Annotated in this window: 12 protein-coding genes and 1 rRNA gene; 6 read left to right on the top strand and 7 right to left on the bottom strand. The window is 70.8% G+C overall.

What is annotated here, in order from left to right:
- The 4 genes from ACWC9T_RS06385 to ACWC9T_RS06370 form a co-directional block, all read right to left on the bottom strand.
- Nucleotides 1-85: ribosomal RNA gene (locus ACWC9T_RS06385) — 16S ribosomal RNA — on the bottom strand; the annotation flags it as partial.
- A 427-nt stretch (nucleotides 86-512) separates the two neighbouring features.
- Nucleotides 513-1,589: a threonine aldolase family protein gene (locus ACWC9T_RS06380; RefSeq protein WP_355676254.1), complete on the bottom strand. Its 1,077-nt coding sequence runs from the start codon at nucleotides 1,587-1,589 to the stop codon at nucleotides 513-515.
- Complete coding sequence (locus ACWC9T_RS06375) at nucleotides 1,586-2,341, bottom strand: SDR family NAD(P)-dependent oxidoreductase (RefSeq protein WP_449819897.1); 756 nt, start codon at nucleotides 2,339-2,341, stop codon at nucleotides 1,586-1,588. Before ACWC9T_RS06375 ends, ACWC9T_RS06380 begins: the two co-directional genes overlap by 4 nt.
- Entirely contained in the window at nucleotides 2,338-3,738 is a 1,401-nt protein-coding gene (locus ACWC9T_RS06370; RefSeq protein WP_449819896.1) for a DUF6421 family protein, read from the bottom strand. Before ACWC9T_RS06370 ends, ACWC9T_RS06375 begins: the two co-directional genes overlap by 4 nt.
- A gap of 725 nt (nucleotides 3,739-4,463) precedes the next feature.
- Here ACWC9T_RS06370 and ACWC9T_RS06365 point away from each other — a divergent pair.
- Nucleotides 4,464-5,036, top strand: a complete 573-nt coding sequence (locus tag ACWC9T_RS06365; protein WP_449819895.1) for a DUF5134 domain-containing protein — start codon at nucleotides 4,464-4,466, stop codon at nucleotides 5,034-5,036.
- Between the two features lie 156 nt (nucleotides 5,037-5,192).
- Entirely contained in the window at nucleotides 5,193-6,140 is a 948-nt protein-coding gene (locus ACWC9T_RS06360; protein WP_449819894.1) for a M56 family metallopeptidase, read from the top strand.
- 18 nt (nucleotides 6,141-6,158) lie between these two features.
- On the opposite strand, the gene ACWC9T_RS06355 is transcribed toward ACWC9T_RS06360, so the two are convergent.
- Nucleotides 6,159-6,611 (bottom strand): MarR family winged helix-turn-helix transcriptional regulator, encoded by a 453-nt coding sequence (locus tag ACWC9T_RS06355; RefSeq protein ID WP_449819893.1) that lies wholly within the window; start codon nucleotides 6,609-6,611, stop codon nucleotides 6,159-6,161.
- Nucleotides 6,612-6,698: 87 nt separating this feature from the next.
- Here ACWC9T_RS06355 and ACWC9T_RS06350 point away from each other — a divergent pair, with 87 nt between their 5' ends.
- Together ACWC9T_RS06350 and ACWC9T_RS06345 are read left to right on the top strand one after the other, a co-directional pair.
- Nucleotides 6,699-8,213, top strand: a complete 1,515-nt coding sequence (locus ACWC9T_RS06350; RefSeq protein ID WP_449819892.1) for an MFS transporter — start codon at nucleotides 6,699-6,701, stop codon at nucleotides 8,211-8,213.
- Between the two features lie 222 nt (nucleotides 8,214-8,435).
- Entirely contained in the window at nucleotides 8,436-9,041 is a 606-nt protein-coding gene (locus ACWC9T_RS06345; protein ID WP_449819891.1) for a TetR/AcrR family transcriptional regulator, read from the top strand.
- A gap of 142 nt (nucleotides 9,042-9,183) precedes the next feature.
- Here the strand turns inward: ACWC9T_RS06345 and ACWC9T_RS06340 are convergent, their stop codons facing one another.
- Nucleotides 9,184-10,050 (bottom strand): helix-turn-helix domain-containing protein, encoded by an 867-nt coding sequence (locus ACWC9T_RS06340; protein ID WP_355676238.1) that lies wholly within the window; start codon nucleotides 10,048-10,050, stop codon nucleotides 9,184-9,186.
- Between the two features lie 367 nt (nucleotides 10,051-10,417).
- Here ACWC9T_RS06340 and ACWC9T_RS06335 point away from each other — a divergent pair, with 367 nt between their 5' ends.
- Nucleotides 10,418-11,008 carry an ATP-binding protein gene (locus ACWC9T_RS06335; protein ID WP_449819908.1) on the top strand — a complete coding sequence of 197 codons (591 nt, stop codon included), beginning with the start codon at nucleotides 10,418-10,420 and terminating at the stop codon, nucleotides 11,006-11,008.
- A 320-nt stretch (nucleotides 11,009-11,328) separates the two neighbouring features.
- Here ACWC9T_RS06335 and ACWC9T_RS06330 read toward each other — a convergent pair whose 3' ends face one another.
- On the bottom strand, nucleotides 11,329-11,592 hold the full coding sequence (locus tag ACWC9T_RS06330) for a DUF397 domain-containing protein (protein WP_355676240.1): 264 nt from the start codon (nucleotides 11,590-11,592) through the stop codon (nucleotides 11,329-11,331).
- A 556-nt stretch (nucleotides 11,593-12,148) separates the two neighbouring features.
- Between ACWC9T_RS06330 and ACWC9T_RS06325 the strand changes: the two genes are divergently transcribed.
- Nucleotides 12,149-13,093 carry a hypothetical protein gene (locus ACWC9T_RS06325; protein ID WP_449819890.1) on the top strand — a complete coding sequence of 315 codons (945 nt, stop codon included), beginning with the start codon at nucleotides 12,149-12,151 and terminating at the stop codon, nucleotides 13,091-13,093.
- Nucleotides 13,094-13,429: the final 336 nt, after the last annotated feature.

Genomic DNA, 13,429 nt, shown 5'->3' with positions numbered 1-13,429 from the left:
ACCCCGAAGGGCTTCACCGTTCGACTTGCATGTGTTAAGCACGCCGCCAGCGTTCGTCCTGAGCCAGGATCAAACTCTCCGTGAATGTTTACCCGTAATCGGGTCGACACCCGCGTTGAGCGGCACGGCAACCACCGGAATATGGCGGCCCCGCGCACTGCGTCCTCGCTAGTGTTATTTCAAAAGGAATCTCCAACCCCGATCAAACGACCGAGGCCGGGGATGTCAACATATCTGGCGTTGACTTTTGGCACGCTGTTGAGTTCTCAAGGAACGGACACTTCCTTCAGGCCGCCTTCCAGCGGGCCCTCCGGGCGCTTCGTTCTTTCCTGTTTCCAGCTTATCAGATGCTTTCCGCTCCGTTTTCCGGAGTTTCATTCATCGGATTCGCTTTCCGCTTTGTCGCCTCGGTCTCCCGCGGCGACTCCGGAACTGTACGGGGACCGGCCCGCCACATGCAAATCGCCCCGCCCTGCTGTCGCAGGACGGGGCGATCCGCAGGTCGAACACCGTCAGGCGCGGCCCATCTCCTCAGCGATGGCCGCCGCGAAGGCGTCGATGTCGGCCTCCGTGGTGTCGTAAGCACACATCCAGCGGACCTCGCCGGTGTGCTCATTCCAGAAGTAGAAGCGGTAGCGCTTCTGCAGCCGCTCGCTCACCTCGCGGGGAAGGATCGCGAACACCGCGTTCGCCTGGACCGGGCGAACGACCTCGACGCCGTCGATCTTCCGGACCGCTGCCTCCAGCCGGCTGGCCATCGCGTTGGCGTGGCCGGCGTTGCGCAGGTAGAGGTCGCCGGAGAGCAACGCCTCGAACTGGACGGAGAGGAAGCGCATCTTCGAGGCGAGCTGCATCGAGGTCTTGCGCAGGTACTTGATGTTGCGGACCCGCTCCGGGTTGAGCACCACCACGACCTCACCGAACAGCAGGCCGTTCTTCGTCCCGCCGAAGGAAATCACGTCGACGCCCGCGTCCGTGGTGAAGGCGCGCAGCGGCTGGCCGAGCGAGGCGGCCGCGTTGGCCAGGCGGGAGCCGTCGACGTGGACGAGCATCCCGAGCTGGTGGGCGTGCTCGGTGATCGCGCGGATCTCGTCGGCGGTGTAGAGGGTGCCGAGCTCGGTGCTCTGGGTGATGGAGACCGCGAGCGGCTGCGCGCGGTGCTCGTCACCGAAGCCCCAGGCCTGCTGGTCGAGCAGCTCGGGGGTGAGCTTGCCGTCCGGGGTCGGGACGAGGTGGAGCTTGATGCCGCCCATCTTCTCCGGGGCGCCGCCCTCGTCCACGTGGATGTGGGCGGTGTCGGCGCAGACCACGGCGCCCCATCGCGGCAGCAGCGACTGGAGGGCGACCACGTTGGCGCCGGTGCCGTTGAAAACGGGGTACGCCTCGGCCTTGTCGCCGAAGTGGCGGCGGAAGACGTCCTGCAGGTGCGCCGTGTAGTCGTCCTCGCCGTAGGCGACCTGGTGGCCGCCGTTGGCGAGGGCGATCGCGGCGAGGATCTCGGGGTGCACGCCGGCGTAGTTGTCGCTGGCAAAGCCACGGACGGCGGGGTCGTGTCGCCGTACCGCGTCCGTACGGGTGAGGTCGGTCATCGGGCTGTCAGCCACAGGTGCTGTCCGTTCAGTTCTGCTGCGGGGCGGTCCCAGAGGCCCGCCAGGTGGCCGGCGAGGTCGGCGGTGTCGGTGAAGCCGGCGAACTTCGCCTCCGGCTTCTCCGCCCGCATCTCGGGACTGACCAACGCCTTGATCACCAGGATGGCAGCCGCCGCGGTGGGCTCTCCGTCCGGGGAGGTGGTCTCCTTCTTGAAGGAGTCGGCCATGGCGAGGGTCCAGGCCTCCGTGGCTGCCTTGGCGGCCGCGTAGGCGGCGCCGCCCGCAGTGGGCTTGTGGGCGGCCGCGGCGGAGATCATCGCGTAGCGGCCGGCCTGGCTGCGGACCAGCGCGGGCTGGAAGGCCAGCGAGGTGTGCTGGAGGGTGCGCACGACGGTGTCGTGCAGGAAGTCCCAGTCGTCCAGGCGGGTGTCGAAGAAGGTCTTGCTGCCGCGCCAGCCGCCGACCAGGTGGAACAGGCCGTCGACGTGGCCGTGCTCGGCCTCCAGGTGGTCGGCCCAGTCGTGGACCTCCTGCGGGTCGAGCAGGTCGATCACCTGGCCGCTGACCTTGGCGTCGCGAACCGCGATGCGGGTGGCGTCCAGGGCGGACTCCAGCCGCTGGGCGTCGATGTCGGCACCGATCACGGTGGCGCCGTCAGCGGTCAGGCGGCGCAGCACCGCCTGGCCGGCCGGGCCGCTGGCCCCGGCGACGGCGATGACCTTGCCGGCCAGCTTGGTGGGGGTGGTGGTCACGCAGCAACTCCCTGGATGCCGGCGCCGGTGATGCCGGCGGTGGCGGCGATGATGCCGCCGAGCTTATTGGACAGGGCCTCGTAGAACATGCTCAGCGGGAACTCGTCCGGGAGCACGGCGTCGCACAGCGCCTTGTTGAGGGCCTTGCCGTCGGTGATGTCGAGCGGCAGCGCCTCGGGGCCCTTGGCCCAGGTGGAGGCCGGGTGCGGGGTGAGGTAGCGGGAGACCAGCTCGTAGGCGGCGATCCAGTGGGCCGGCTTGGGCCGGTCGATGCCGTCGCGGTACAGGGTCTCGATCTCACCGCAGAGCCCGTTGGTGACCTGCTGGGCGCGGTCCCAGTCGATGCTCAGGCGGTTGTCGCGCCAGCGCAGCGCGTCGTGCTTGTGCAGGTACGCGAAGAGCAGCTGGCCGCCGAGGCCGTCGTAGTTGCGGACGCGGTCGCCGCTGACCGGGAAGCGGAACAGGCGGTCGAACAGGATCGCGTACTGGACGTCGCGGGCGTGCGCGTTGCCCTCGCCCTCCAGCTTCACCGCCTCCTTGAAGGTGGTGAGGTCGCAGCGGAGCTCCTCAAGGCCGTACATCCAGAACGGACTGCGCTGCTTGATCATGAAGGGGTCGAACGGCAGGTCGCCGTGGCTGTGGGTGCGGTCGTGGACGAGGTCCCACAGGACGAAGGTCTCCTGCGCGCGCTGCTGGTCCTTGAGCAGGCCCTCGGCGTCGGCCGGGATCTCCAGGCCGAGCTGCTGGACGGCGCTGGTGGAGACGGCGCGGAAGCGGGCGGCCTCGCGGTCGCAGAAGATGCCGCCCCAGGTGAAACGTTCCGGCGCCTTGCGGACGGCGACCGTCTCGGGGAAGAGGACAGCCGAGTTCGTGTCGTAGCCGGCCGTGAAGTCCGTGAAGGTGATCGGCACGAACATCGGGTTGTCGAAGCGGGTGCGCTCCAGCTCCGCGAGCCAGTCGGGCCACACGACCTGCAGCAGGACGGCTTCCAGGTTGCGGTTCGGGTTGCCGTTCTGGGTGTACATCGGGAAGACGACCAGGTGCTCCAGACCGTCCTCGCGCTGGTCGGCGGGCTGGAAGGCGAGCAGCGAGTCCAGGAAGTCGGGCTGCCGGTAGCCGGTGTCGGCCCACTTGGCGAGGTCGGCGTCGACGGCGGCCAGGTAGGCGGCGTCGTGCGGGAAGTTCGGGGCGAGCTCCTCGACGGCGGCCCGGACGGTGGCCACCAGCGGGTCGACGGCGTGTCGCTGGACGGAGGACAGGTCGATCGAGCCGTCCTTGGACTGCAGCGGGCGCAGCGTCTCGACGGCCTCCTTCAGGCGCAGCCACGCCGGGTGAGCGGCGAGGGTCGAGACCGGGGCGTCGGCCGCCGCAGCGAGCCTTGGCGAAAGATTCTGCATCGTGGACTCACTTCGACAGGAGTTATTTCAACGGAGACACCATAAGTACGAAAGGTTCTTCCGTTCAAGGGGGTCAGGACCGGCAAAACTCCCGCGCGCAGCCGCTGCGGCTCAAAAACCTGCGCCGAGACGTCGCATGTCCGACATGTGGACAGTGATCTGGACAGATGCACTGTTCCGATGCGAACCTCCCGGCATGTTTGCCGGCGGTGATCACGGGTGGCCGAACGCCACGGCGGCCCGTTCCGGCTGCCCTCCCGTCGGCAGACCGGGTGTCGCTGCCGCACGCGCGGCTGCGGCGGCCGCTGGTGGACCTCGCCCTGCCCGAGCGGTGGTCCTCGAACAGGGGCCGCCGGAGCAGGTCGGCGAGTCCTCGGGAGGAGCGGACCCGGCAGTTCCTCAGCCGGGCGGTCGCTTCGGGGCAGCTCCAGGGCGGGGGCTGAGCCGCCCGGTGGGGCGGAGCGGGTGGCGTGAGAAGGGCCGCGCCACAGTGGGCACCACTATGCGCCCCCGTACGCGCCCTGTCCGCGCCGGGGCCGAGCGGTGATCGTGGACGGAACGACCGTCGCTGCGGACGGGTGTCGGTGGGTGGATGACCGCGAACAGCTGACGGAGAACGGATGACGGGTAACAGATTTCGCTAGCTGTCATCTGCGATCCGTCAGCTGTCAGCTGTCAGCTGTTCGCCGTCCGCTGTTCGCCGCCCGCGCCCCGGGAGGCTGCCGTTGCACGGACCCACCCTGGTCAACTGGCTCCTCGCCCTCCTCACCGCCACCGCTGGCGTCTACTGCCTGACCCGCCTGCGGCACGCCCCCTGCGCCCCGGGTGGCGCTTCCGGCCCCGGCCACGCCGGCCGCCGGCTCGCCCGGGAGTCCGACGCCGCCGAGGCCCTGATGGGGCTCGGCATGGCGGCGATGGCCGTCACCGGCGCCACCGTCCCGGCCGCCGTCTGGGCCGGCCTGTTCGGCGCGCCCGCCGCCGCCTTCCTGTTCGCCGCTCTCTACGCCCCCACAGGCCGGGCCCACCGGCTTCACCACGCGGTCGGCGCGCTCGCCATGACGTACATGGCCCTCGCGATGACCGCCTCCCCCGGCAGACAACACCACCACGCCGCTACCCTCGGGACGCCCCCACTGACCGGTGCCCTGTTGCTCTACTTCGGCGGCTACGTCCTCTGGGCCGGTGCCCGGCTGCTGCGCACCCCCGCCGGTACCCTCGCGCTCGGCACCACCGGCCTGCCGCAGGCCTGCCGACTCGCCATGGGCATCGGCATGTTCGCCATGCTCCTGACGATGTGATGCCCGCGTAACCACCCTCCCCCGCGCACCAAGCGCCGTTCCCTCGCGTGGCGTTGGTCACTGGCCGGCCGAAAGCCGTTCCACCGGGCGTCGACAGCGCATAGGTTGGCAGGGAGCGCGTTGTCGCGTTCCGTGCGTACTCGGGGAGCCCATGGGATGACTGCCCTGATCGGACTGCTGCTGCTCGGACTGCTGCTCTCGACCGTCGCGCCCCGACGGCTGGCCCGGGCCCGCTGGGTGGAGCGTGAACCCGTGCTGGCGCTGCTGGCGTGGCAGTGCCTGGTGGTGGCCGTGCTGCTGTGCTGCGCACTGAGTCTGGTCCTTGCCGCCTCCGCCGCCCTACCCGAACTGCGCGCCCTGGTGTTCACGGGCGCCCCGCACGGCGTGGAGGCCGCGTACGGCCTGCAGGAGGCCGAGGGCTGGGGCCGGCTGTGCGCCGTGGTGCTGGCGGCGGGCGCGCTCCAGACGGTGCTGGCGATCACCCGCGAGGCCCGTACGGCCAAGGCCCTGCGAGACCGTCGGCACGCCCAACTGGCGATCCGAGCACCGGAGTTGCCCGAGGCGATCGCGGCTGCCCGGAGCCGTCGGGAGCGGCTGGTGGTGCTGGAGAACGTCCGCCCCGAGGCCTGGTCGCTGCCCGGCCCGGACTCCCGCCTGGTGGTCACCACCGGCGCCCTCCAGCAGCTCACCGACCGGGAGTTGGCGGCCGTGCTGAGCCATGAGCGCGGGCACGTCCGAGCCCGGCACCACCTGCTGCAGCAGTTCGCCCAGGCACTCGCGTCCGGCTTCCCCGGCGTCGGCGTGTTCAGCGCCTTCCGGGACCAAGTGGCGGAACTGATCGAGCTGGCCGCCGACGACCGGGCCGCGCGCCGCCACGGCCGGCACACCACCGCCCTCGCGCTGGCCGAACTCAACCTGGACCGTGGGGTGTTCGGTTCCTGCCCACCCGGCCTGGCACAGTCCCCGAAGCGGGTCGACCGGCTGCTCGCGGGCCGCCCGCGACTCTCCGTGCCGCGTCGGCTGCGACTCACCCTGTTCGCCCTCGCGGCGCCCGCCACGGCCATCCTGCTGGCCGTCGCCCCGGGGCTCAACTCGCTGCTCTGAGCTAAAGTTGACGGCTGGTCAGTCGGCGTCCGGCTCCCCGCAGACCGGTCCGGGCACCCCGCCGAGGGCCAGCCCGAGCACTTCGCGGTGGAGCGGCCGGGCCTGCTCGTAGCGCTCCCGCCCGGCCTCGGTCAGGGCGAGCATGATGCCCCGCCGGTCGCTCTCGCACATGGCCCGGATGACCAGTCCGCCCTTCTCCAGCCGGGCGATCAGCCGGGACAGCGCGCTCTGGCTCAGATGGACGGTGGGCGCCAGCTCCGCCACCCGCAGCGCGGGGCGGCCGTCCGCCTCACACCCCTCCACAAGGCGCTCCAGCACCTCGAACTCGCTCATGCCCAGCCCGTACTTGTCGCCCAGCTCGCGGTCGAGCATGCAGGCGGCGGCGGCATGGCGGGCCAGTAGCTCGCGCCATTCCGCGACGAGACCGGCCTCTGCCGGGGAGTCGAGCGCCGGGGAGTCGAGTTCAGCCACGCCGCAACCCTAGCACGTGCATCGTCAATTTATGCGTTCACATCTAATTCATTTGCATTGAATGCATGTGCATGTACCGTCCTCCCCATGACCACCGCGACCGCCACGTCACCTAACGCCCCGTCAACCAGCGGGCCGAACTGGACACCCCGCCTCTGGGGCACCCTGATCGTGCTCTGCGCCGCCATGTTCCTGGACGCCCTGGACGTCTCGATGGTGGGCGTCGCCCTCCCCTCCATCGGCTCCGAGCTGCATCTCTCGACCTCCGCCCTGCAATGGGTGGTCTCCGGCTACGTGCTCGGCTACGGCGGCCTCCTCCTGCTCGGCGGACGCGCCGCCGACCTGCTCGGTCGCCGCCAGGTCTTCCTGATCGCCCTGTCCGCCTTCGCCGCCGCCTCGCTGGTCGGCGGCCTGGTCGACGACGGCGGCCTGCTGATCGCGGCCCGCTTCCTCAAGGGCGTCAGCGCCGCCTTCACCGCCCCGGCCGGCCTGTCGATCATCACCACGACCTTCGCCGAGGGCCCCGCCCGCAACCGGGCGCTGTCGATCTACACCACCTGCGGCGCCAGCGGCTTCTCGCTCGGCCTGGTGCTCAGCGGCCTGCTCACCTCGGTCGGCTGGCGCTGGACCTTCCTGATGCCCGTCCCGGTCGCGCTGCTCGCCCTGGCGTTCGCCGTCCGCCTGCTCCCCCGCCCGGTCGAGGAGCCCGCCAAGGGCGGCTACGACGCACTCGGCGCGATCACCGGCACCGCGACCGTCCTGCTGCTGGTGTTCACCGTCACCGAGGCCCAGGGCGCCGGCTGGCTGAGCCTGCGCACCCTCGGCTCGATGGCCGTGGTGATCGCGCTGGCCGCCTCCTTCCTGCTGATCGAGAGCCGTACCGCCCATCCTCTGGTCCGGCTCGGCATCTTCCGCAACGGCTCGGTCGCCCGGGCCAACGCGGTCGCATTCGCGATGACCGGCGCGTACGGCGGCTTCCAGTTCGTCGTCACGCTCTACCTGCAGCACCTGCTCGGCTGGTCGGCCCTGCAGATGGCCCTCGGCCTGCTCCCGGCCGGCGCCTTCATCGCGCTCTCGGCGCCGTTCATGGGCCCGATCGTGGACCGCTTCGGCACCGGCCGACTGCTGCCGATCGGTGTGCTGGCCCTGGTCGCCGCCTTCGCCCTGTTCCTGCGCCTGGACGAGCACAGCTCCTACCCGGTGCTGGTGCTGCCCTCGATGCTGCTGCTCGGCGTGGGCTTCGCGCTGGCCTTCCCATCGGTGAACATCGCCGCCACCGACGGCGTGGCAGACGACGAACAGGGCCTGGCCTCGGGCCTGGTGAACACCGCGATCCAGGTCGGCACCGCCGTGGTGCTGGCCGGGGCGACCGCGATGATCACGGCCGGCAGTGCGGGCGGCGACAGCCCGCAGGCCCAGCTGGACGGCTACCGGCCGGCACTGGTCTTCGTCACCGCCGTCGCACTGGTCGGCCTGCTGGTCGCCGCGGTAGGCGCACTGGTGGACCGGCGACGGAAGTCAACTCCCGTGTCCGTGCCGGATTATGATTATCCGCCTGTCGGGTCGACCACGACCCGGACCGAAGTCCTGACCGAGCACTGACCCGCACCGACGACCGGCCCCTGGTCGTCAGCCGTCGGCGCCGGCTCCACCAAACCCCCGTGTTGGTGGAGCCGGCCGTCTTCGCATCCGGCCGCGCGGGCGGCGCCCGCCAGGGCGCGGTTCCACGGCGCGGCTGCCGGCTCCGCAAGTATATTGGCCCGGAGCCAACGAACGTTCGGAGCAGACACGATGGCACCTCGCGGGGATTCGGTCAATGAGGAGATGCGGCAGCGCTCCCGCCGACGCATCATGCGGGCCACCGTCGAGCTGGTTGACCAGCACGGCTACGCGGGCACCACGCTGACCGACATCGCCGAGCGGGCCGGACTCGCCCGCGGCCTGGTCTCGTACTACTTCGACGGCAAACGGCTGCTGATGCAGTCCGCGACACACCGGATGATGCACCAGGCGCTGTCGGGCGCCCTGGCCGAGCTGCCGCCGGACGCCTCCCCCGAGGCTCGGCTGGCCGGCGCCATCGACGCCGTGCTCGGACTCGCGCTGGATCACCCGCGGGTGATGCGCTCCCACCTGGCACTGATCCTCGACCCGGACACCGGCGCCTTCGTCCAGGACCCGGAACAGCAGCAACTCGGCGCCGTCCTCCAAGGGTTGCTGCAGGACTGGGGTGCGCCGGATCCGGTCGCCGAGCACGCGGTGCTACGCAGCGCGCTGATGGGCGGCTGCATCGGCGTACTGCTGCCGGGCGCGGAGATCCCGTTGGCGCCAATCCGGTCGGACCTGTTCCGCCGCTACGACCTGGCCTGGGACCTCGGGTGCCCGCCGCAGCCGCTGCCGCCGGAACGCGAACGGCCGCCGGCCCGCGGTTGACGGCGGGTGGGCGGCTGGGCCGGTTCCTCAGGGGGTCGGCCGATCGGTCTGCTGCGGAGGATCGGCCCGCTTCGGACGAAGTGCCTGCCAGGGAGGACCGGTCCGTTGCGGTGGGGCCGCCGAGGCCCCGCCCGGCCGGGACTCAGCGCTCCTTCAGGATCGAGGCCAGCAGGTCTATGGTGCGTTCGGGCGTGAGGCTGTCCACGCAGAGCCGCTCCATGACCTGGATGTAGGCGTCGACGTCGTCCCGTTTGTCCAGGTAGAGCGCGCTGGTGAGCTGCTCCAGGTAGACCACGTCCGCGAGGTCCTGCTCCGGGAAGCGCAGGATGGTGAACGCGCCGGACTCCCCGGCGTGCGCGCCGAAGCGGAACGGCATGACCTGGATCACCACGTTGGCCTGCTCGGCGACGTCGATCAGGTACTGCACCTGACCGCGCATCACCTTGGGACCGCCGACCGGCCGACGCAGCGCGGCCTCGTCGATCACCGCCCACAGACGCGGGTTGGCACCCTCGGTCAGCAGCTTCTGGCGGCGCAGGCGGAGGCTGACCCGCCGCTCGACCTCCTCCTCGCTGATGACCGGCCGACTCTGTCCGAAAACCGCCCGTGCGTACTCCTCGGACTGCAGCAGACCGGGGATGAACTGCACCTCGTAGGTGCGGATCAGCTGCGCGGCCTCCTCCAGGCCGACGTAGGTCTGGAACCAGCCCGGCAGCACGTCGTTGAAGCTGTGCCACCAGCCGGACTTGTTGGCCTCGCGGACCAGGCCGAGCAGGGCCTCCCGCTCCAGGCCGTCGTCCACGCCGTACAGGCTGAGCAGGTCGGCGACGTCGCGTTCCTTGAAACTGACGCGGCCGAGCTCCATGCGGCTGATCTTGGACTCGGAGGCGCGGATCGCGTAGCCCGCGTCCTCACGGGTGATGCCGCGTGCCTCGCGCAAGCGGCGAAGCTGCGAGCCGAGGAGGATCCGGCGGACCATCGAGCCGCCGCCCGGCTGAACTGTGGTCATGCGGTCGAAACCTCCACCTAGGGCAAACAGCGCACAGTCTGCCATCAGTTGAGCGCTCACGGTGCCGATACTGACGGATGTTCCTATCAGTTCCGCACTCCGCACACCAGGATGCACGTGCATCCGGCGCTTGCATATGCCAATAGTGCGACTGCACGTGAATCGACTCTTGCATCTGCAGTGAGCGCACACCACCATGGTGCACGTGCACCTGCACACCCCTGGCAATCCCGCGGGCTCCGCGTCGACCCCACGCGCGACTCCGTGCACCGACCCGGCGACGTCCCCCGCGCCATCGGGCGTTCGAGTGCGCGCGCGCCTGGTCGAGGGGGCGGCCGAGCGGCCGAGCGAGTCGGAGGTGACCGGCATGACCCCGGCGGGTCCAGCCGTGTCCGCCCCCTTATGGGAGGAGCTCTTCATGAGCACCGGTACGGCTTTGGCGGTTGACCCCCATGTGGTCACCTGTACGCTCGCTCCTCGCTTCGAAGCTGTCAGAACCGCGCGCGACTTCGCCCGGACCACCCTTCAGTGCTGGGGCCTGATGGAGCTGTTCGACGATGTCGCGCTGGTGGCCTCGGAACTCGTGACCAACGCGCTCCGGCATGCGATCGGCGCACGGCCCGACCCGTCGGGCGGCGCCCCTGGCGAGTACGACTTTCCCGCACGGCCCACCCCGGACGGGCGGCTGCCGATCCGAATAAGCCTGGTGCACCGCGCACCCCAGGTGGTCTGCGCGGTGAGCGATCCGAGCGGCATCGGACCGGTCGCCCGGGAAGCGGACTTCGTCGCCGAATCCGGCCGCGGGCTGCACCTGGTGGAATCGTTCAGCCGCTCCTGGGGCTGGCACCCGCTGGGCAGCGGCAAGGTGGTCTGGGCCATGTTCGAGGCGGAGCCGGCCGAGGGCGGCGGACTCGACGGACATGTCGAAATCGGTGGACGGCACCGGCGCTCGGCCTAGCGCCGCACGGCGCGCGGCCGGCCGAGGGACGACCCGGGAGGACCATACCCCGGGCCCTTCAGCCAGGCCTTCGGGCCCTGCGGTGGCAGCCCGCCTCCGACCCCGGTTCCGGTTACCGGCGTCGAACGCGCCGGCCCAGGCCCGGTGCGCCCCGGCCCAGGCCCCGCGGGAACCAGCCCCGCACGACCTCGCCCGGTACGGCTTTGCCCGGTACGGCCATGCGCCGCCGTACGACTCGCGGGCGAGCCTGCGAGGAGAAGACAAAGGCCGTCGCGGTGTCAGCACCCACGACGGCCCCCCGATGGTGAAGCGGCGGCCGGTCAGACCGCCAGGTGGTCGAACTCCCCGTCCTTGGCCCCCAGCAGCAGGGCCGCGATCTCCGCTCGGGTGTAGATGAGCGCCGGACCGTCCGGGAAGCGCGAGTTGCGCATCGCCACGTCACCGCCCGGCAGGGCCGCGAACTCGACGCAGTTGCCCTGGGAGTTGCTGTGCCGGCTCTTCTGCCAGACCACCCCCTTGAGGTCGGCGGCGGCCATCCCGTTGAAGGTGTGGTTCGAGCCGTGCATGTCCTGCGAGTCGTGCATAGAAGTCTCCCGAAGAGCTCCGGAGTTGTCGTCCAGCGCGGCGCCCCGGCACCGCCAACGAACGGACCGGCCCCGTACCGGTCCGGCACAACGCCTCACTTGACGCGATGATAGCCGCTGTGCACGTGCATCAGCACGGGACATTGCAGGTGCACGAGGCCTTTTACCGGCCGCCTCGAACTCTTCACGGGCCCTTCTCCTGACGGTACGTAAACGGACATAGTCGACTGAATCGACGGGTTTTCGATAACCGGCCGTGAGCGGCCCCCCGCTAAATGTTGATCTTCGAATGCCGGGAGTCGCACCCCCGTGACCCTCCGTCAGGCCACCCTCCGACTGTGAGACATCTCACGCACCACAGGTGCAACGGAACACCCCGTGCGGCACGTCAGGGCAACTGCGGACGTCCACGCGGGGGTTGGGCGAGGAATGTCCGGATTGTAGGCAAACCGCCCGGACCGGCACGACGGAGACACGACCTCCGCACCGCGACCACCCGAAACCCGTACGGCAACCGACTGCAGGCCTGACGGGCAGATGTCCTACGATCTCCGGCATGAGCACCGCAGCCATCCCGGGCGCACCACTGCCCGTCCGTACTCCAGGCTCCCGTGCGCGGGGGCGCCACCGCCGCCCCGAGCGCCCCGAGATCCCCACCGGTTCGCCGGCCCTGGTGCTCGCCGTGCCCGCGACCGCCGGGCCGGAGTCCCGTTCGGTCGTCGAGGAACTGCTGTCGATCGTCCGCAGCGAGCACAGCGGCGTCCAGGCCGCCGCCGGCTACCTCCCGGCGGACGGCACCGAGGGCGAGGACGGGGACGACCGCACCGTCGCCGAACTGCTGGCCACGGCCGCCGAGGCCGGCCTGCCCACGCCCGTCGTGGTGCCGCTGGCACCGGGGCCGCACGGCTTCCTGACCGAACTTCACGCCCTCGCCGCCGAGCACGGCGCGACCGTCACCGACACGCTGGGCCCGCACCCGCTGCTGGCCGAGGCCGTGCACGTGCGGCTATCCGAGGCCGGGCTGGCCCGGGCCGACCGGGCCCGGCTGTTCGCCATCGCGACCGCCGCGGACGGCGTGGTCCTGACCACCGTCGGCGGCGAGGAGGCGGCCGCCGCGGCCGGGATCACCGGCGTGCTGCTGGCCGCCCGACTGGCCGTCCCGGTCGTCGCCGCGGCGCTCGACGTGCCCGGCTCGGTGGCCGGGGCCGTCAGCCACCTCAAGGAGACCGGCTCCCAGCGCCCGGCGCTGGCCCCGCTGGTGATCGGGCCCGAGGCCGACTCGGAGCTGCTCGCCACGGCCGCCGAGGAGACCGGCTGCCCGTCGGCGGCACCGCTGGGTGCCTACCCGACCGTCGGCCAGCTGATCGCCTCCACCTACCTGGCCGCGCTGCCGACGCCGTCGGCGGAGGAGCTGGCCCGGGCCGAGGCGGAGGCCGCGGCCTCGGCCGAGGAGGGCTCGCGCGGCGCCCACGCGGCCGCCCAGGGGCCCGTGGAGGCCTAGTAGGAGGCCTGCGACGACCGTCGCGCACTCTCCCGCACACCGAAGGGCCCGGAACGGCTTCGTTCCGGGCCCTTCGGCATGCCCGCTCCTCCCGCCTTCACCCCCACACCTGCTGCTTGTCCCGGCCCGGGAATTACGGGAGCCGGGAGAACAATGGCACAAAATGTCCGTTATGTCGCTTTTTGAACGGGAATGCCAGGGCCACATCCCGGCACTCGAATCACGATCACTCCCCCGCCGCGCCGGGCACGCCGCCGCACACTTCTACGCCCCATCACCTCACCTCTGAGGCGAAGACAATTGCGGGAATCCACAGTTACATTGCCGGAAAACGAT

Source organism: Kitasatospora sp. NPDC001159, assembly GCF_053598235.1.
The sequence above is the reverse complement of the archived record's forward strand: the minus strand, read 5'-3'. Positions and strand labels throughout refer to the sequence as shown.